This is a genomic window from Paenibacillus sp. CFBP13512 (assembly GCF_005233705.1).
Classification (GTDB): Bacteria; Bacillota; Bacilli; order Paenibacillales; family Paenibacillaceae; genus Saccharibacillus; species Saccharibacillus nuruki.
In genome coordinates, this window is the sequence record NZ_QGAD01000002.1 from 415914 (window position 1) to 435740 (window position 19827).

Sequence of the window (19827 nt, forward strand, 5' to 3'; positions counted from 1 at the left end):
TAGGATGAATGATCAATAAGTTATGTATTACTATAGTCTATTTGGAGTCATAATTACATTAGACCCTATGCTAAATATCTCTAAAAAAGGATAAATCGTATTTATTATTTATAAATAGGTATAATAGAAGAGTCGCTTAGATTACAAAATGATAATGGAGGTAAAGAATGAAAGGTAAAATGAACTATCGCTTAATACATAATAGTATATTGTGGGTAACTATGGTTTTATTTATAGCAACATCAAGTGCCTTATTTAATCCAGATCATGCTTTGGCAGCAGATTCCAGTATTCGAACAACATTGAACGATTATACTATTCTTCGGCAAGATACCAATCAGATTGCTTATATTGCGTCTATTATGTCAGATCAAGGATTACAAGAAACGATGGTCAAAACATATGATCGCAAACAGAATCTTTCTAAAGTCTTATATACTGTCAAAAACGATAACAGAGATTCTCCTGATCTTTCTAATGTGCAATTCTCACCCGATGGTTCAGCCGTTACTTTCTTAGCCTCTTCAATGATCTGGCACAAAGGTAAAGGGCAACCTGATTTTGTTAGTAAAATTCAATCATTTGATCTCAACACAGGAAAGTTAAATACCCTTCTTACAAAGAAAGAAGAGATTCACAGTTTCGCATTTGCACCTGATGGTCGATCAATATTTATTACTATGGGGATCCAGTCCAAGCCTGCTCCTAAACAATGGTTTAATTTCAATAGTACTATTTTTGAGTATAATCTTGCTTCTAAGCAAACAATGCAACGAACTACAGTAAAAACACATGGTGGAAGTATGAGATTTTTAAAGATCAGTCGAAATGGGAAATTTATATATACTACGATGACAGATCCGCGCAAAGTTAAAGTTGAAAAAGGATCTTTAGATGTTCCGCAACAGATTTATCGTTTTCCTTTAAATAATGTACATTCCGATGGCGTTCAAATCAGTCCTACTCATCCAGAAGATATTAATAACTTCAGTTGGAATGATGATGAGACCATACTTTATTATTCAACAGTTACCAAACATATGGAGAGTACTGGCGATCTAGAGTTCGAAATTTTCGCTTATTATCCTAAAACCAAAACAAAAAAACAAATGACTTCTTTAGGTACAGATACTGAGAATCCAATAGCGATTGGAAAGCAATTATTTTTCACAGTAGATACTGCTGGTGATGTAATCTATCCTAATCCTCAGTTAACGGTTATGAATATCAACACAGGAAAAACTAAAAGTATTATCTTACCTGGATTAACTACAATGGAACAAACCAATCAACAAGTTAAACAAGAGATTGCAGAAGAACAAAAAAGACGCTTAAACTTATTTTAATCATAAGCCCAAATAAAAAAGCTACTACAAACAAGCATTCTTGTTTATAGTAGCTTTTTTGTATGATAATTCCCTATAGGATATTTAAGGCGATGTATAATACGCAGTAAATGAAACATTCGCTGTCAAAATCGCACCTGATTTGCCGGGTGTATAGGGTTGTTGGAAACTAAAGGAATCGACGGTCATCAATCGAGGAAGCTTTTGTAATTGATTCATCCATTCCCGAATTTCCGTATATCCACCTTCTAATTCAGCATTCATCCGAATCTGTCCTACATTTACGCCTAGATTTTCAGCTGCAATCTCACCGCTAGTATTGCTATCAATATTAACGAATTCGACATCCGTGATACGAGCATAACTGTTCTGACTGACTTGTTGCAGCTGCAATAACAACTTTTCACTTGCTACTGCTGAAGGGATAGCCGCTTGGATCGCTTGCTGTGCATCGGTCGGCTGACCGCTTTTCAACTGAGCAATTTTCGTCTGAATCAGATTATACTCCTGTTGCATTTGAGTTAATTGATTATCATATTGTTGAGATTTTTGAGATAAGGGGTGAAGTACCCACATGTAAAAAGCCAATAAAATCACAAATAATAAAATAATACCTAGCAAGATCACATTACGATATTTATTGAGCTGTTCCATTTGGTCCCCCCCCTCCCTCTGCTGGTGTAACGACAGAAGACGTTGCATACGTATCACCTGTTACACTTTGTGCTTGAAGATCAATCGTGTAGATCACTAGATATAAGGAAGGCTGTCCTTTGGTCGGTTTTACGGCTGAATCTACTGAGCTATCCCGAGTCGCTTTGTTGACAGTAGCTGATTCGACAAAAGGCATACTTCTTAACTGCACCAGATAATTAGCCGCATCACTAAAATTACGCATACTTGTCGTCAATAATAGATTCGAACTCCGATTGTAGGAGATATCTCGAATCATTCCGCTTTTCGGTAATTTTTGAGTCAGTGAATCGAGTATACTTACCACGTCTAACCGATAATTCATTACCGCATCAATCACAGTCTGGTTAGCCGTTGCTGAAGGACCACTACCATTCCATTTGGACAATTCTAGCTGTGCTAATGTATTCCGGTCGCTCCATTGCTGTATCGCACGCTCTTGTTCTGTCACTGTTCCACGCTCACTGATCATATAGAAAATAGCTCCACACATAGCAAGTACCCATAGGGCACTTAAGCCTACAGTCAAATAAGAAAATTGATTTTTTTCTCGCTTTTCTTGTGGTAACAGATTAATCGGTCGTGCATCTTCCCGGCGAAGAGCCGCACCGACAGCGACACGATAACTATTCAAATCAGGATCGGATTGAAAAGCATGTTGAGTCGTTTCAAGTTCGACAGCTTCGACTTGGATATCAGGTAGAGATTGACTTAATTCATGGGCTAACAATTCTCGTTCTTCAGGCAATCCTGTTACAAAAATCTCTTCGATCTTAATCGAACCATCATGTAAGCTATATTGATAAAAGTTCAACATCCGTGAGATTTCAGGAATAATATCTTCAACCTGCTGACGAGTTAATGAAGTATTCAGATCATCGAGCACTGAACTCTCGTCGAGTCCTCTAGTCGATTCTATACTGCGCATAAAGACAGGCTGTCCACTGCGGAACATATAGATATCTAATAAATGATCGGTTAAATGAATCAGCATCGTATTAGCAAATGATCGTCCATGTTCAGTAATCACTGTTCTTGCTAGTGCGGTTGCAGATAGCTCTACAGCAACGACTTTGATACCTGCTTCTCCCAACAGGCTGATATAATCTTTAATCAACTGACTGGGTGCAGCAAATACAAGCAAGTGTGTATGTTCTTCATCAATAGACGTTACAATATAATCGTATACAGGATTTTCAAAAGGTAAGTGTAGCCCTGTCTCTACTTCCAATTCCACCAATTGACTGACTTGCTTGGCATTGGTACTTGGAATACTCATCGCGCGAACGAGAATACGAGAAGGTGGAATCGATAGTGTGACCGATTGCCCTTTTAACCCTTCATCTGTCACCCATTTGCGTAGTAGCTGATTCATCTTTTCGGTATCTACGATTTGATTCTCAACAATAACGCCTGAAGGAATCGGTAAAAACTTTTTACTTTCCAGTTCCCACTGCTTTTTCTTTTTTAAAGAAACATAGCGAATCTCTGTCTGTTCCAGCGATAAGCCGATGTGAGGTAAATTTCGTTGAAACATAGGGGCTAACCTCCTCCTAACCAATAAGCGAAAGATATGCGTCTATTATCTGTGCTCCATACATAAAAGCAATTAAAGTGCCTGCTGCTAAAAAAGGACCAAATGGAATCGGTTGTTGCTTTTGCACTTTACCGAGTAGTCTTAATCCCATTCCTACTAGTGTTCCAAGTAAACACGCTATAAAAAGAGCAAGCAGAATATTTGAAAATCCGATGACCCATCCGTACAAAGCAAAAAGCTTTACATCGCCCATGCCCATCCCACCACGACTGATAAAGGAAATGAGCAACAAAATACCCCCACCTGCAATCGCTCCACTCAGATGTGAAACGATACTCATCGTGCCAGGTAACCATACGACCATGATTAGAAAAATAGGAGCAAAAAAGAGTAACACTTTATTCGGAATTTTCATCACTTGTAGATCTGATAAAGTAATAATCACTGACAAGCTCACCAATAACCAACCGATTAATGTATCGCCAGTCCATCCAAAATGAAGAAATACCCATAGAAATAGTAGACCTGTGATCGCTTCTCCGATTGGATATTGAATCGATATTCGTGTGTTACAATGCCGGCACCGCCCTTTTGTACCGATATAACTAAGCACAGGAATCATATCCAGCGCAGATAAACGGTGCTGACAATGTGAGCAACTGGACGGTGGGTGAACAATCGACTGTCCTTCAGGTACACGCCATGCAACCACATGGAAAAAGGAACCCAATACCATACCCAGTACAACAATATAGATATTTATCCATAACATCATATCCATTGTGATGTAATCTACTTTCTTATTCATGATTTCAAAAAGACCGGAAACATGGTTCCGATCTTTTGTAGGTTTTTGATTCGTTTATGATTGAATGATTAGCTTTTAGCTATTGTTGTTTAGTTAGCTGCCGGAGTTGCGGGAGTTGCACTCAGAACTTGAGCCGCTGTGTATGCTCCATTTGTTGATCCCTGACCTACAGGTGCAAGAGTAACACTCACCAGCTCACCTTTTTCTGTAAATACTACAGTTGCAGCTGTTAATGTTTGTTTCGAACTTGGTAAGCTAGTATCAGCATTCAAATATCCAGTACTTGTCATGTTAGCCAATGTTACTGTTCTGTTTGCAACAGTAGTGAAATCGCCATTTTTCTCACCAATTACATACAGACGAGCTGAATTGTATACTTGCGAAGCTGTAGCTAAATCACCATTTGCTTTGGATTTATTAATAACATTACCGATCATTGGAATAGCGATAACAGCGATGATAGCCATAATAACGATAACAGCTAGCAACTCAATCAATGTAAACCCTTTTTCCTCTTTACCCATACGTTTCATCACTTTGCTCATCATTTTGAATTCCTCCAGTTAATTAAATGTAGTGTTGTTCTTGATGTGAATACTTACAGATTGTTATACAGACTGAACATCGGTAGCATAATAGCTGCCACAATAATCCCGACAATAGCAGATAAAAAAGTAATCAATAACGGTTCAAGCAATGATTTGAGTCGATCCACTGTGTTGTCTACATCCATCTCGTAGAAATCAGCCACTTTACTCAGCATCTGATCCAGTGCACCTGTTTCTTCACCAATAGCAATCATTTGAGTCACCATCGGTGGGAATACCCATGCTTTTTTAAGTGGTTCTGATAATGGATTTCCTTTACGCAATGACTCTCCTGCCTGACGCAAATACCCTTCGATCACTTTATTGCCAGCTACTTCTTCTACAATAGTGAGCGCTTGTAGAATAGGTACTGAACTCGCATATAATGAGGAAAACGTACGAGCAAATTGAGCAATAGAGCCTTTTTGATTTAACTTTCCGAAAATAGGGACTTTGAGCTTGGCATAATCAATCCAATAGGCTCCCCGTTCCGAACGTTGAAGAATAATATAGGAAATGATAAGAAGCAGAAGCACCAATACCCAGATATACCACTGCTTTTGTAAACTATTACTGAGTGACAATACAATCACTGTAATTGCAGGTAACTTTGCATTCATCGAAGCAAACATATTTACAAATTGCGGAATAATAGCTGCCAGTAGATATACGGTTACTGCTACTGCTAGAAGACCCACAGTGACAGGATACGTCAATGCTGATTTGATCTTTTCACGTGTACCATGACGTTTTTCAAAATAAACAGCGAGACGATCTAACGTTCCTTCCAAATCGCCCGATTCTTCACCAGCTCGTAACATGCTGATAAATAGCGGTGGAAAGACTTTTCGATGTTCTTGCATCGATTGTGACAAAGCAATTCCGCGCATCAGACTGGCATATACATCTTGTAACGTTTTGCGTAATACTTTACTTTCCGTCTGGTCGGCAAGGATTCGAGTAGCATCCAGAATCGTAACTCCTGCACGAATCAACGTCGAGAACTGCCTACAGAAAATAATGAAATGAATCGTTTTAACCGGACTACCAATATAGATTTCTTTGGAAAAAAGGGTCATCCGTCGTTCATTCAGTGAAAATACAGTTAATCCACGCTTACGTAATTCTTCCATAGCAGCTGTTTTGTCCGTTGCATTTAACGTACCTTTGAGCTGTTTGCCACTATTGGTTCGTACCTGATATTCAAATTGAGCCATTAAGCATTCACCTCAGCAAGATATGGCTTCCCTACCGCTGGCAAAATCTGTCCACGTTGCAACAGATCTCGGATATTCATATCCAGTGTATGCATGCCTAACATTCGTCCCGTCTGCATCAGACTTTTGATTTGATGTGTTTTTTCAGTACGAATCAGATTGGCGATCGCTGGCGTCTGCATCAGAATCTCAGTCGCACATACTCGACCTTGCCCATCAGCTAATGGTAATAACCGCTGTGAAATGATAGCTGTGAGTACCGAAGCTAATTGGATGCGTATCTGTCCTTGTTGATGAGCAGGAAACACATCAATAATCCGATCTACTGTCTGTGGTGCATCACTGGTATGCAAGGTTGCGAATACGAGGTGCCCTGTTTCCGCTGCGGTTACAGCGGCAGAGATCGTATCCAAATCTCGCATTTCCCCTACCAGTAATACATCAGGGTCTTGCCGTAATGCTGCCCGAATTCCATTGGCAAAGCTTGCTGTATCATGTCCAACTTCCCTTTGATTCACCAATGAATATCCATGTTCATGTATATATTCAATTGGATCTTCTAACGTCACAATATGCTTGCGTTGATGGGTATTGATATATCCAATCATTGCCGCCAGTGTAGAAGATTTACCGCTACCTGTAGGCCCTGTGACAAGCACCAACCCTTGAGGCTTTTCAGTTAATCCTTTGAGCATCGGCGGTAATCCCAAAGACTCTAATGTAGGAATACGATCAGAAATCGATCTTGCTGCGATACTGATATGACCTTTTTGGCGAAAAACATTGATCCGATAACGCGATCCATTTTCAAGCATATACGCAAAATCCAATTCGCCTGCTTGCTGAAAAGTAGCCCATTGATCTTCCCGTAATAGCATTTGCGCCATTTCTTCTGTATCGCTAGCTGTAAGAAGTTCCCCTTTACCTGTATGGAGCATCCCGTGAATCCGCATAATAGGTGCTGATCCGGTCGATACATGCAAATCAGAAGCTTCTGCATCTCGCATGTTACCAAGTAATTCCTTGATACCCAGACCGATATGAGCCATTCCTGTCTTTCCCCCTTTAACATTCAGATCATGTTCATTATTTCTAGAGTGATAGATAGCTGTTATTAATAAGCAACGGTTTCACGCATCACTTCTTGAATAGTAGTTACACCTTCTGTGACTTTATGCAATCCATCTACCATCAGTGTGACCATATCCTGCGCTTGGGCAGCTTCTCTAATCGCTTCGATCGCTGCACCTTCGGTAATAATTCGGCGTAAATTTTGATCGATCTTAAGCACTTCCTGAATCGCTACACGTCCACGATAACCAGTTTTATTACAGTTACCGCAACCTTTCCCCCGATGGAGTACTTGTACATCTAAGCCATGAGTCTGAAGTACAATCTGCTCTTGGTCAGTCGGTGTATAAGATTCTTTACAATCCGAGCAAATGCGACGCACTAAGCGCTGAGCGACAATCCCGATTAATGAAGAAGCAATCAGATAAGGCTCGATGCCCATATCTCGCAAACGCATAACAGTACTGACCGCATCGTTGGTATGAATCGTCGATAACACGAGATGACCTGTTAATGAAGCACGGACAGCAATTTCTGCGGTCTCATCATCACGTATTTCACCGACCATCACGATATTAGGATCTTGTCTCAAAATCGAACGTAATCCGGCAGCAAATGTTAACCCTATCGAAGGATTCACCTGAACTTGATTGACACCTTCTAATTGATATTCCACCGGATCTTCAATCGTAATCACATTGGAACTTTCGGTATTCAATAGATTAAGTGCTGAATATAACGTTGTTGTTTTACCGCTACCTGTAGGGCCTGTGATTAACAAAATGCCGTAAGGCTGTTCAATCATTTCACGAAACCAGACTGCATTTTTACGATCAAATCCAAGTTGTTCTACCGGCTTCACTCCTGTACTTAAATCCAAAAGTCGAAGCACGATTTTTTCGCCATGCATGGTTGGTAATGAAGATACCCTAATATCGACCATTTTGAGATCAAACTGTAGCTTTATTCGTCCATCTTGTGGTAAACGACGTTCAGCAATATTTAATTTCGCCATAATTTTAAGACGAGCCGTGATAAATCCTTGCATTTGCTTCGGTATATGACGCTCTGTCCGTAGCACACCGTCGATACGATAACGAATCACCACATCATTTTCACCGGGATCGACATGAATATCAGAAGCTTTCAAATGAACCGCTTGCTGTATCATCTGATTGACCAGTCGAACAATAGGTGAAGCTTCATCGGTAATCTCGGTTTCTTCGATCTCATCTTGCGTAGGCAATTCGCCCATCATTAGACTCATCGAATCGCGCAGTCCATAGTAATGAGCAATCGCGCGCTGTAATTCATCCCGACTAGAGATCGCTGGCTCAATACGGAAGCCAGTGGTCATCCGCAAATCTTCGATCGCAAAGTAATCCAGTGGATCAACCATCGCTACCGTTAATTTACTACCATCTTTCATAAAAGGAAGCACTTGATATCGCTTCGCCATACTTTCAGGAATGATCTGCGTAATCGCTGGATCAATCTGATATTTAAAAAGACTCACATGAGGAATACCTAATTGAAGTTCTAACACTTCAATCAACTGCTGCTCCGTGATGAATCCTTGAGCTATTAATACATCACCAAGCTTGCGTTTGGATTTATTTTGTTCGGTCAAAGCTTGTTGCAATTGTTCTTGCGAAATTAGACCACTTTCAAATAGAAGATCGCCTAATTTCTTTTTCAACATTTTCATTCATTTCAACTCCATAGCCATTATGATGACGTACTTATGGATCCATATATGCTTACTTATTCAATAGATAGAATGACAACTAATAAATTGAGTGAAATGACTTTTTGAAATACCCTTTGCAACCGATATATATATCATCTACTCCATTTTTATCGGATAGCTTTACAATATTTGTTATATAACGAACTAGAAATATTAAGGAGAACTGATACATGAATATCAGAAAGCGCTGGATCCCTCTTGTTATCGTACTTTTATGCCTAATAATCATACCGATTACCCATATGATGGTGGGTGCTGCTTCCGCATATCCAGTACGTATTTTAGAAATTAGTGATGATGGAACGTCGTCACTAAAAAGCCAGCTTGCAAATGTGTCTAATTTCACTGTCCGTTCGATTCGAATGAAAGAATTTGTAGCCCAACGTGAAGAATTAGATGGCAAATATGATGCCATCTACATTGGCAAAGGAACGTATAGCACTACAGGCGTTCAAGGAAATAATCACAATACCACTCCCGTCATGAACGATATTACACATCTCAAAGCGGATGATATTGTGAATAGTTACATCAATAAAGGATTACCGGTTATTTTGCACAATTCGATTCTGAGTCAGACGGCTAATACGTCCAAAGCTCAGGCAGATCAGCGTATTTTGTATGATACATTTGCTAAATACAATCAGAACGCATCCAAAGTGAATAATGTATTTTTTGTCGATGATAGTGGATTAACTGCACTCGTAACACAGATGAAAAATTCAAGTTCTACGATTAGTGCCTTACTGATGCAACGTCCTCAGTTTACAGTGACTTCAGCACCTATTGATTATTCTGTGAACAAGACCAATGCTTACAAACAAGGGGATACGATCAATTTTGCTTTTAATGTGGATCGTATTACGGATTTTAGTAGTGGAGGAGTAGAAGCGAATCTGTATCTGGGAATCGATAAAGTGATTACGATGGATAGAGATCAACTGGTAGCGACGACTTCACTCACTCAATCCAATGGAACGCTACAATATAAGCTTCCCAAAGCATATTCAGGTCTACTGTATTGGAAATTAGAAATTGTAGATCGTCAAAGTAGCGGACAACTCAAAAACTACACCACAGGGATTATTCGATATCAAGATGAAAAAACCGTCGTGCGTGTCCTTCAAGTATTACCTTCTGATGGAAATGCTAGCAGTCTGTTAAACACTGCTAATATGACACAAAGTTATCTCAATAGTGATAATTATAATTTGAATATTACTGTCAAATCGTTCAGTGAATTTAATACGCCTGCTGTCTATGGCACGTTAAATGGAACGTACGATATGCTTGTCTTTGGTTTTCGGGATGAATACAATCAGTTCGCTCCGTTAACCGATGCTTCTGCGACAGCGGTTCAGAAATTTATTGCGTCTGGTCAAGGGGTTATGTTTACCCATGATACGATTTATGACAAAAGTAATACTAACTCTAGCCGATGGCTAAGCTACTTCCAGCCGACTTCGGGTCAGATTGCACCCAAAACGAATATTGGTCTGAATGCAGTCTCTGCTTCTTCAAGTACAGCTGTAGTCAATGATGGCTTATTAACACAATATCCATTTGACCTCAGTCAAGCGCCTACAAATACAGGCGGTTATGTAGGTCAAATCAATCTTACGCATGACCAGTACTATACGCTGAATTTGGAAGATCCCGATGTCGTCTCCTGGTACAACATTATTGGTAGTAGTCGGGATGCCGCTGATAGCTGGAATCATTACTATACGTATTCCAAAGGAAATGTAACATATTCAGGTACAGGTCATACCAATAATAAATTCCCTCAATGGGAGCAGAAATTATTTGTAAATACATTGTATCGAGCATTTATCGGATCGAATCATGCTCCGTATATCACAATCAATGCCCCAACCGATCAGAGCACTAAGCCTTCTTATCTGAAAGACCTTGTTCTAAGCTATATGCCGAATGACTTGGATCTTAAAGATCGTAACGTATATACTAGCGTCAAATTCAAATCAAACGGCGTGTATCTACCTGACCTTGAAATTTCAGAAAAAACAGTCTTATCCGGCCAAAATGTAACCGAAACATTTACCAATCCTTTACCACAAGGCGGTACTCTTCAAATTGAAATCACAGTCCGTGATAAGCAAGGAGCTGTATCTAAGCAGATCACAACATTAAACATTCAACAAACGCGTGCCAATTTGTTAACCGATCGCAAAATTGTATCCGGTGTACAAAATGGAGAAATTCAGCGTAATGCACCACTTACAATGTTGTATTCAGTGACTCCGCAACCGATTGCTATTCAGACCGTCAATTCACAAGAACAAGGGTTTAGTAAGCTTCTTATTTCCAATATTCAATATACTGAGAAGTTGCCACCCAACTTAGAAATTGTTGGTAATTTACCTGAAGGCATGACCAAAGAAGGTACGTTAGTTACAGGCTATACATTGAAAAAGACGTTAACTGATATTCCGTACACTCTAACGACCAAAAATAATGTTCAATCGTATACACCGGATAATCCAAATGCACTTACCTTCTCGGTAGCCGTAACGCCCGTCAGTAAGGGTACGTATAATCTGGTTAATGCCAAGCTAGATTATGCAGATATTCATAATGCTTTTGAAACTATAAGCGATCTTGGCACACCGGGAGATTACAATATCTTTATGCTAGGCGATATCAATATGAATGCTTCTGGATTTTCAACAGAAGGTCGTGTTGCAGGAGCTGGAACAGTGACGCTAGCCGGCGGATTCAATATCGGAACCAAGCTTACTTCTGCCGCAACAGGAACAGGCGTATTGGTAGCAGGTAAAAATCTGAATTTGAGTCTTGCAGGTGGGACGGTCAATTACGGGAATGCTGTTTATGGAGGAATTGCATTTAGTCCTTTCTATATCAAAACGGTAAAAGGCACTCCGATCGACTTCGATGCCGCAGGTGCACAGTTACTCAAAAAGACAGACCGATTAGCAACGGTTCCTGCTACAGGAACAACCAAAGTGGAAACGTCGGGTACGATCACATTAACAGGTACAGACACTACCACTAATGTATTTAATGTGTCAGGTGCAGACGTCAGCAAAACCAATTCATTTAATATCAATGTACCCGCAGGCTCAACGGTACTGGTTAATATTGATGGAACAGTTGTAAGTATGAGCGGTGGATTAACCGTAAGTAGTGGTGTTGATCCTAAGAAAGTATTGTTCAACTTTAGCGGAGCCACTGCGCTTAATCTAGGCAGTATCAATATTCCGGGCACAGTACTTGCTCCACGAGCAGCGGTTACCTTCGGCGGAGATATTCGAGGAACATTGATCGGAGGATCCTTAACAGGGACAGGACATAGCGCTTCACTTTATCCATTTGAAGGCGATATTCAAGTCGCTACACCTGTACCTACCGAACGAGTCAATATTGTATTCCCAGATATTATCTTCTCATCTGTAGTACGAATTACCAGTCTACAATTGCCTAATGATACCTTATGGGTGGGTGATCAGAAAACATTAATTCCGATTGTTTTACCAGCAGATGCGAATAACAAAGTACTGCAATGGAAATCAGACAATCCGGCTGTTCTAACGGTAACACCTACGGGTGAAAATGGAACAATCACTGCTGTTGCACCGGGTACAGCTCGTATTACGATTACATCAACAGATGGTAGCAATATTTCTACAACAGCCACCGTTGTGGTGACGAATCCAGGGGTATCTATTGTGGGAGCAGATCAACTTAAAGTAGGCGACAGTACTACATTACAAGCGATTCTAGTACCCGCTAACCCTAAAGCAACGGTCACATGGACATTTAAAAATCCAGCAGACAAAGACAAAGCGACACTGACTCCAACCACTCTCGATCCATGGAAAGTCGTTGTTCGTGGCTATGATTCAGGAACAGTAACACTGGTAGCTACAGTGACGACCAATGGGGCGCCAAGTCGTACCTATACAGACGAACATCCAATTGTGATCACTAGACCAGTAGAGAAGATTACTATTCAAGGTCCAGATATAGTCGCTGTAGGTTCAACGATTAATCTGCAAGCGATCATTTCTCCTGCGAATGCAGATGTACCGAAGTATAGCTGGTCATTTGAAAGTCCAACCAGCTCTACAATAGCTGGAATCACTTCCGGTACAGGAGATACCTCTACAATTACAGGGAAGCAAAAAGGAATAGTCACTGTAGTCGTAAATGCAGGTGGAATTGAAGTGAAAAAACAAGTACAGGTGGTTCAACCTGTGCAAGGACTATCGATTATCGGAGCCAACAAAGTCAATATTAGCGAAAGCATTAAATTACAAGCGATCTTAACACCAGCAGATGCGGATATACCTGATTTCAAATGGTCTTTCGCTGATCCTGCTCAAAGTAGTTATGCTACGATTATAGGCACAGGCAATACAGCAGTCGTCACCGGTATCCAAAAAGGAACAGTGACCGTAGTCGTTAGCGGAGGCGGTAAGCAAGCTCAATTGGATGTGCAGGTTGTGCCTGTACTCACTGGGTTACGATTACCAAGTGAGATCCAGATTTGGGAAGGCGATTCGATGAATCTGAACTCGGTATTGTTCTTCACTCCTGCGAATGTCGACTTAACCGCTGCTCTACAAAATGCGCTTCAATGGAGCACGACCAACACAGGCAATATCTCGTTAACCAAAGATGGTATTGTGAAAGGAATACGGAAAGGAACGGCTGAAGCCACTGTGATCTACACCGATCAAAATTCGATTCGGGCAACAGTTACGATTAAAGTACTCGCCAAAAATACAAACGGTGATCGCTATTAATTCATTTCCACAGTAAATCATCCAATAACAATACCAAAAAGGCACTTACGATCTGAATAAAGATCATAAGTGCCTTTTTATTGTGCAACTGTACGCTTGAGATTCGCTATACAGCCACTCTATTTCTTATTTAAGTTCTAACTTACCTACACGTACATTGACTTGTTGAATCCGTGGTAGGCCTGCCTGTTGATCTGCATATACTCCTTCATTATAGGTTACCCGGAAGCGACTTCCTACATTGGAAGAAGGATTGACTTCGATATCGCTTGCGCCTCCGACAGCATCCCCGACCACTGCATTAACAGTCAGATCGCCTTTAGCAAAAAAGCCTCCATCCAACCAGAATACCGATCCGACCCCATACAAATCTGCCGCAGCTTCGGTATAAAAGAATCCTTTAATCGTTGTCGGTGTACTACTGAATGCTTCGATACGATTGAGTAAAATACCACCTTTGGACATTAAGACAACCTCTTTGCCATTTAACCCTTTGATTGTAGCGTCTTGAAGAACAGTTGTATAATCGGCTGGATTGCTTGGTTTCTTCATGACATAAATAGTTGCGTCCAAATCAGCTTCTCCCTGAATATTCACATTACCTGCGGTAAGCATATTGGCACGAATCTGAATCGAATTTTTCTGGTAATTATCAATCGTCAAATTCCCATTGAGCAAAAACCATTTTCCTGCTTTTTGTGCATAATTCAATTGATTAAAAGTAACGCCATCCAGTTCAAGATCACCGTTAAATAAAACAGATTGGTCTAGAGTAGCAAGTGTGACTTTAAGTTTAGCCATCTGTTCTTCATACGACTGCATAGCGGCAACCGCGGCATTGTATTGATCCCACTCGGTAGATGGAGCGCCTATTGCAGGACGAACGGGAGTAGCTGGCTTGGTGGGTAATGTTAATTGCTTGATGCCATACCGTTTAGCAACATCGGTCATCAGTTGAGCTGGGTTCTGTCCTGTATTGATGTACATCGTCTGGATATCATTTCGATTGACCGAGACCGCTTCAGCAATTTTGTCGATAAAGGTCTGATCCAGATTGACCTGTACGAATTTCTTTTTGTTTTTGATATTAACTTGTTCTAATGAAATGCCTAACACTCGTCCTAGACTATCATTAGCCAGTGTAGGGTCCATATTAATCGGCGTATACTGGTTACTGACTTTCTCCTCTTGAATCGCTTCTAACGATTGTACATAAGCATCTCCATTAAGATGTGGGTATTGAGTTGCTTTGGTATGACTGGCTGCTTTGTACGTATAGCGAGCCGTATGACTGGTCATCAGACCATCACCTGCGTAGATATTCCCTATAATATTGGGTGCTCCATTTAGAATCAGATTATGTTCTGAACCCAGTGCATAACTTAGAAATTCGGGAAACGTATCAATATTTACTTCTTGTACCAGTGTGCGAACTACACCATTTACATTGGCTTGCGCCGTTAAAGTAAGTGCATACCGGGTTAACTGGGCAGTTGCGCCTTTCTCTGGTCCTTTATAAACAATAGACATCAGCTTAGACTGTGATTGCCCTGCTCCTGAGACTTGCAGATCAGTACTCGTCTTCACACCTGCATTGATCTGATTCTGAATCTGTTGCGTAATACTCAGAATATCTGTATTTAGACTAATCGGATCAATATTTTGCTTCTGATCCAATTGAGCCGTAATATAAGCTACCGTTTCATCCAATGACTTCTGCGCTAGATGTAGACTTTGTACATCATTTTCCCGTGTTTCGGTGCGCTTGGCTCCACCTACGGTTGCACTTAATACTGCCAGACCCAATACAGTCAAGATCAGAATGACAAACATCACCATGACCAATGCCGATCCTTGCTCTTGCTTATATGGAACAGATCTACCGTTAGTATAGGTATGACCTAGCCACAGCCGAATCTTGTGCGTCCACTTTCGAAATACAGACATGGATAACCTCCTTTTTCAACCTCTAGCCTTATCCTATAAGTATGGATTATCAAAATCCAAAATTACTTTCAAGCACTAGACTTTTACTCTGACCTTGTACTGTCTGAGCCAAAGCTAATTTGATCTGAATAATGCCGCTATTATAGACTGTTCGACCATCGGACTGAATCTGGATAAACGAACTATCTCCTAACTGAGACTGCACCGCTCTAACCTGATCTTTGGGAAGTACAATTGATGTTACTGTAGAAGAGCTACTAATACTCTGCAAATCACCGATATAGAGCGACCCTGCTTGCATATAAATATTCAAAGCTTCTATCGTACCTGTTCCACTCGTTATAGCGGGATCACGTTCCAGACGAATACCTATATTTTTGCCATTTACAGTTAACTGACGAACTCGATCCGGTGAAAAAGTGTATAGCTCTGTAATAATCGAAGACATCAAAATATCGCCTTCATCACGCAAAGAATTTTCAACTTTGATCTGGTTGTAACTACGCATTCCAAAATGAGCCACTCCATAGACCATCGTCATGACCATAGCTACCAACAGCAGTGTGGGAATCATTTCGACTAATGTAAATCCGTCCTGACGACGTAATCGATCAACGAATTTTCTCATCTGTGATATATCCCTCCACAATCGTTCCGACCTGACCTGCTTTTTCCTCAGGTCCATGTACACTGATCTGGATAGGAAGCAGATATGTTGATTCTTGGGCTTTGGCTGTACCTGTTGTACTGCTAGAAGTCGCTGTTGGAAGTAAGTTCTTCTGATATTGAATAGCGACTCGATATTGCACTCCATTAACAATCGGATTCAATACCGCAGCTAACACTTGAGGTTGTTCCACCAGCGTAGCGTATAGACTGCAATTACTGATCGACTCACACTTTCGGCTATCGACAGTAGAATTGGATTGAAAATACGTTTTCCATGTATCAAAATCTTGCTTTTCAGTATAAACTAATGCGTTACGCGCCAGATTCACCATCACTGTTTTATTCGCATTCGTTTTGGCATAAGATAAAGAATCGCTAAAGTAAGACATCAATACTAATGAAACAATCGCCAGAATAACGATTGACGCCATCACTTCGATCAAGGTAAAGCCCTCTTCATATTTGCGATACTTTTTCATCGGTAGGCTCCTTTTTCTCTAGCTGTCATCATAGATGTAGCATCCGTTCATTAGAGATATGCTCTTATCTACTTCTTCGACCAATAACGCTCTTAACTTTATACATCCTTTTTCAATTTCAAATATAGACTCTTCCAGAAACGATAAAATGCCTGATGAATCGTCAAACCTTCCTAATTTTGTATACATCTATCTAACCGAAATAAAGACAAAGAAAAAAAGCACCTTATAGGTGCTTTATAGATCATGGTTATTTAAATAGCATAATATCTGTACTTAATAGGCTCTTTCTAGTAAAGCATCACACTGCTGAATAATCTCTTGTTGCGACGATTTACCAGACATTTCATTAATCAGCAACTCTTCAGACAACCGTTGCACTTCTCGTGCTCTTGGATATCTTCGGTCATAATAAGCCGATAACGCTTCAGATAACGAGTGATGTTGATCTATTTCCTCGGCTAACACGATCGCATCTTCGATCGCCATAGCTGCACCTTGTGCCAGATTAGGAGCACTTGCATGAGCCGCATCTCCGCCGATCACAACACGTTGGCTATACCATTTTTCTTTCAATACAACCTGACGAATCATATTGAATAGAATCCGGCTATCCGGTTGGAAACAGTTGTTTAGGAAATCTTTTTTCCATTGAAAAGGTTCCAACATATTACGTACCGTATCATAACGTTGTTCTTTCGGATCACGATAATCTTCGTCAACAGGCTTCAAAATAAACATATATCCATCGGTTGCAGTTAACGGAAAAATACCTACTTTGTTGTCTTCATTCAGTAGCATATAGCTTGTTGTCGTTAATGTACCGGCAGGAAACTCAATCGGTACACGCCATGAACCCATCCCTAGATAAGACGACTGAACCTCGCGTTGAAGCATCATATTGCGCACTTTCGAACGAATACCGTCAAAGCCTACTAATAGATCCGCTTCTAAGATCGTATCATCTTCAAAATAAACGGTGACCCCGTTTTCATTTTCTTCATATGTTTTCAGCTTTTTATTCCACTGCATCGTCACACCCAGTGACAAAGCTTTAGTGAGCAAAATATCATTTAGACTGGAGCGCCAGATCGAGTTACGACCCGGTAAATCTTCATTCAAAAACTTCTGGTTCACCTCTAATAGTACACGTCCTTCTTTGTTCAGAATATGCATACTATCTAACTGTACCCCTTGCTCCAGACACTCTTCGTAGACACCCAAATCTTTTAATACTTTAAACGTGTTCTGAGGTTGTGTAATGCCTGTACCGGCAGGTGCATCATGAGCACTGCCTTCGCATAAAGTCACTTGAAGCCCTATTTTCCGCAAAGAAATCGCAGCCGATAATCCTCCGATTCCTGCTCCGATAATAATTACATTTTCTATAGTATTCGACATAATGCAGCTCCTTCTGTGTAATAAAACAACTTGATGATTGAACAGCATTTTCAACTGCATCTAGAAGAATAGTTAAAAATAAGCTATATCTCATATTTTACATGTAAAATTTTTAATATGTAAGATTGCTATTTTTTCAAAAGTGTGGACAAAGAAGGAGATTATTTCCTATTTTCAAAAGAAGAGCCTATACAAAATTGGTTCTATTCTATTAAAGTTTATGTGCTTATCCTCTACCTTCAATATATGAAATTGATCAAAAAGGTAATATATCCAGCATTGAGTTCGTCTAACTAGAGGAGGTGTTCATCATGAATGCAAAAAATCAAAGTTTAACTATAGCTTCTGTATTATTGCTTACCCTCACTATGACAGCCTGTCAAAAACAAACAACGGTTCCAGCTACAGATTCACAAGCCAAGCCAGCAGTATCTACGACCACAGAGGATCAACAGGTGGATAAAGATCAGGTAGCAGACAGTACAGAATCTTCAGAAGACGAAGCAACAGCTTCAATAGTAGAACGTGAATCTACGAAGTCTTTCGATATGGGAATAGGCGATAAACGAACAGCTACGCTTAACAAGAGCAATGATTATTCATTATATGTGTTTGATGGATACACATTAGATACTGCAAACCATCGCCTTCAATTGACGAATAATCCTAAATACTATGCCGACATCGAAAAATTATCTTCTGATTTCAACCTAGACGAGTTACGCACAAAAGGAATAAAAGAATTGGCAGCGTATGGCGAAGCAAAAGAATATAAAGGCGACCAGTTAGCTGAAGGTCCAATGGTACAGGCAAGCTTACTGTTACAAGTTTCGAATGAAAAAGGATTGTATGATTATATTGTCTGGGAAGATAAAAAGAGCAAAGATGCTTATATTTTCCGTGTACAGTCTCCAGAAGGCAAAGAATCTGAGACTTTCTTAACACCAGCCCTCACATCGTTATCAAGTATTGCGTCTACCGGACAGCAGAATTAATACTATAAAAAAAGCCATCGATCATACTATAATAAAATGTATTCATGTACCATCTAAATGTAACTGACATGATGTATAGGAGGCATTTCTATTATGATTCAATCTATCGTTCATATTGCATTAGTCGTCAAGGATTATGATGAAGCTATCGCATTTTATACGAATAAGCTTCATTTCAATGTAGTCGAAGATATTTATCAACCTGAACAAGATAAACGTTGGGTCGTCATTTCTCCGCCAGGTTCAGTAGGAACCACGATTCTTCTCGCAAGAGCATCCAAGTCTGAACAGGAACCGTTTATCGGGAATCAAACAGGGAATCGAGTATTCCTTTTTCTAAATACAGATGATTTTTGGAGAGACTATCATGATATGGTAGCCAATGGAATTGAGTTTGTTAGAGAACCTAAAGAGCAAGACTACGGCATGGTCGCTGTTTTCAAAGATTTATACGGCAACTTATGGGACTTATTAGAATTAAATAAAGATCATCCTATTGCAAAGCGTATCTCTTAAAGAACAGATTTTTATGAAACTGAA

General features: G+C 40.1%; 15 protein-coding genes. 4 read left to right on the forward strand and 11 right to left on the reverse strand.

Translation table 11 applies throughout. The features are described from left to right. Positions 1–167: 167 nt before the first annotated feature. A complete protein-coding gene (locus PaeCFBP13512_RS04070; protein ID WP_137221327.1) occupies positions 168–1346 on the forward strand; it encodes a hypothetical protein in 1179 nt (392 codons plus the stop codon). A gap of 84 nt (positions 1347–1430) precedes the next feature. Here the strand turns inward: PaeCFBP13512_RS04070 and gspM are convergent, their stop codons facing one another. The 7 genes from gspM to PaeCFBP13512_RS04105 all read right to left on the reverse strand — a co-directional run bounded on the left by gspM (position 1431) and on the right by PaeCFBP13512_RS04105 (position 8967). After that, positions 1431–2000 (reverse strand): type II secretion system protein GspM, encoded by a 570-nt coding sequence (gene gspM, locus PaeCFBP13512_RS04075; protein WP_161594203.1) that lies wholly within the window; start codon positions 1998–2000, stop codon positions 1431–1433. Then, positions 1984–3576: a pilus assembly protein PilM gene (gene pilM / locus PaeCFBP13512_RS04080; RefSeq protein ID WP_137221331.1), complete on the reverse strand. Its 1593-nt coding sequence runs from the start codon at positions 3574–3576 to the stop codon at positions 1984–1986. Before pilM ends, gspM begins: the two co-directional genes overlap by 17 nt. A 16-nt stretch (positions 3577–3592) precedes the next feature. Next, complete coding sequence (locus PaeCFBP13512_RS04085) at positions 3593–4384, reverse strand: prepilin peptidase (RefSeq protein WP_241669265.1); 792 nt, start codon at positions 4382–4384, stop codon at positions 3593–3595. 89 nt (positions 4385–4473) lie between these two features. Then, positions 4474–4932, reverse strand: coding sequence for a prepilin-type N-terminal cleavage/methylation domain-containing protein (locus PaeCFBP13512_RS04090; RefSeq protein WP_069326789.1), 459 nt, complete (start codon positions 4930–4932; stop codon positions 4474–4476). 50 nt (positions 4933–4982) lie between these two features. Further along, positions 4983–6188: a type II secretion system F family protein gene (locus tag PaeCFBP13512_RS04095; protein ID WP_137221333.1), complete on the reverse strand. Its 1206-nt coding sequence runs from the start codon at positions 6186–6188 to the stop codon at positions 4983–4985. After that, positions 6188–7237 carry a type IV pilus twitching motility protein PilT gene (locus PaeCFBP13512_RS04100; protein ID WP_137221335.1) on the reverse strand — a complete coding sequence of 350 codons (1050 nt, stop codon included), beginning with the start codon at positions 7235–7237 and terminating at the stop codon, positions 6188–6190. Before PaeCFBP13512_RS04100 ends, PaeCFBP13512_RS04095 begins: the two co-directional genes overlap by 1 nt. A 65-nt stretch (positions 7238–7302) precedes the next feature. Continuing rightward, a complete protein-coding gene (locus PaeCFBP13512_RS04105) occupies positions 7303–8967 on the reverse strand; it encodes a GspE/PulE family protein (RefSeq protein WP_069326792.1) in 1665 nt (554 codons plus the stop codon). 212 nt (positions 8968–9179) lie between these two features. Here PaeCFBP13512_RS04105 and PaeCFBP13512_RS04110 point away from each other — a divergent pair, with 212 nt between their 5' ends. Further along, positions 9180–13796, forward strand: a complete 4617-nt coding sequence (locus tag PaeCFBP13512_RS04110; RefSeq protein WP_137221337.1) for a DUF5057 domain-containing protein — start codon at positions 9180–9182, stop codon at positions 13794–13796. A 126-nt stretch (positions 13797–13922) separates the two neighbouring features. On the opposite strand, the gene PaeCFBP13512_RS04115 is transcribed toward PaeCFBP13512_RS04110, so the two are convergent. The 4 genes from PaeCFBP13512_RS04115 to PaeCFBP13512_RS04130 form a co-directional block, all read right to left on the reverse strand. Continuing rightward, positions 13923–15743: a hypothetical protein gene (locus PaeCFBP13512_RS04115; protein WP_137221338.1), complete on the reverse strand. Its 1821-nt coding sequence runs from the start codon at positions 15741–15743 to the stop codon at positions 13923–13925. A 49-nt stretch (positions 15744–15792) separates the two neighbouring features. Further along, positions 15793–16371 (reverse strand): PulJ/GspJ family protein, encoded by a 579-nt coding sequence (locus PaeCFBP13512_RS04120; RefSeq protein WP_161594204.1) that lies wholly within the window; start codon positions 16369–16371, stop codon positions 15793–15795. After that, the gene (locus tag PaeCFBP13512_RS04125) at positions 16355–16891 is read right to left on the reverse strand and encodes a type IV pilus modification PilV family protein (RefSeq protein ID WP_069326796.1); all 537 of its coding nucleotides are present in this window, start codon (positions 16889–16891) and stop codon (positions 16355–16357) included. Before PaeCFBP13512_RS04125 ends, PaeCFBP13512_RS04120 begins: the two co-directional genes overlap by 17 nt. A gap of 276 nt (positions 16892–17167) precedes the next feature. After that, entirely contained in the window at positions 17168–18292 is a 1125-nt protein-coding gene (locus tag PaeCFBP13512_RS04130) for an FAD-dependent monooxygenase (protein ID WP_137221340.1), read from the reverse strand. 311 nt (positions 18293–18603) lie between these two features. On the opposite strand from PaeCFBP13512_RS04130, the gene PaeCFBP13512_RS04135 reads away from it, so the two are divergent. Continuing rightward, positions 18604–19287 carry a hypothetical protein gene (locus PaeCFBP13512_RS04135; RefSeq protein ID WP_137221341.1) on the forward strand — a complete coding sequence of 228 codons (684 nt, stop codon included), beginning with the start codon at positions 18604–18606 and terminating at the stop codon, positions 19285–19287. A gap of 93 nt (positions 19288–19380) precedes the next feature. Further along, positions 19381–19803: a VOC family protein gene (locus tag PaeCFBP13512_RS04140; RefSeq protein ID WP_137221342.1), complete on the forward strand. Its 423-nt coding sequence runs from the start codon at positions 19381–19383 to the stop codon at positions 19801–19803. Positions 19804–19827 lie beyond the last annotated feature (24 nt).

Coding starts and splice junctions, on each gene's coding strand:
- PaeCFBP13512_RS04070 (WP_137221327.1), top strand. CDS start 168: ATGAAAGGTAAAATGAACTATCGCTTAATACATAATAGTATATTGTGG.
- gspM (WP_161594203.1), bottom strand. CDS start 2,000: ATGGAACAGCTCAATAAATATCGTAATGTGATCTTGCTAGGTATTATT.
- pilM (WP_137221331.1), bottom strand. CDS start 3,576: ATGTTTCAACGAAATTTACCTCACATCGGCTTATCGCTGGAACAGACA.
- PaeCFBP13512_RS04085 (WP_241669265.1), bottom strand. CDS start 4,384: ATGAATAAGAAAGTAGATTACATCACAATGGATATGATGTTATGGATA.
- PaeCFBP13512_RS04090 (WP_069326789.1), bottom strand. CDS start 4,932: ATGATGAGCAAAGTGATGAAACGTATGGGTAAAGAGGAAAAAGGGTTT.
- PaeCFBP13512_RS04095 (WP_137221333.1), bottom strand. CDS start 6,188: ATGGCTCAATTTGAATATCAGGTACGAACCAATAGTGGCAAACAGCTC.
- PaeCFBP13512_RS04100 (WP_137221335.1), bottom strand. CDS start 7,237: ATGGCTCATATCGGTCTGGGTATCAAGGAATTACTTGGTAACATGCGA.
- PaeCFBP13512_RS04105 (WP_069326792.1), bottom strand. CDS start 8,967: ATGAAAATGTTGAAAAAGAAATTAGGCGATCTTCTATTTGAAAGTGGT.
- PaeCFBP13512_RS04110 (WP_137221337.1), top strand. CDS start 9,180: ATGAATATCAGAAAGCGCTGGATCCCTCTTGTTATCGTACTTTTATGC.
- PaeCFBP13512_RS04115 (WP_137221338.1), bottom strand. CDS start 15,743: ATGTCTGTATTTCGAAAGTGGACGCACAAGATTCGGCTGTGGCTAGGT.
- PaeCFBP13512_RS04120 (WP_161594204.1), bottom strand. CDS start 16,371: ATGAGAAAATTCGTTGATCGATTACGTCGTCAGGACGGATTTACATTA.
- PaeCFBP13512_RS04125 (WP_069326796.1), bottom strand. CDS start 16,891: ATGAAAAAGTATCGCAAATATGAAGAGGGCTTTACCTTGATCGAAGTG.
- PaeCFBP13512_RS04130 (WP_137221340.1), bottom strand. CDS start 18,292: ATGTCGAATACTATAGAAAATGTAATTATTATCGGAGCAGGAATCGGA.
- PaeCFBP13512_RS04135 (WP_137221341.1), top strand. CDS start 18,604: ATGAATGCAAAAAATCAAAGTTTAACTATAGCTTCTGTATTATTGCTT.
- PaeCFBP13512_RS04140 (WP_137221342.1), top strand. CDS start 19,381: ATGATTCAATCTATCGTTCATATTGCATTAGTCGTCAAGGATTATGAT.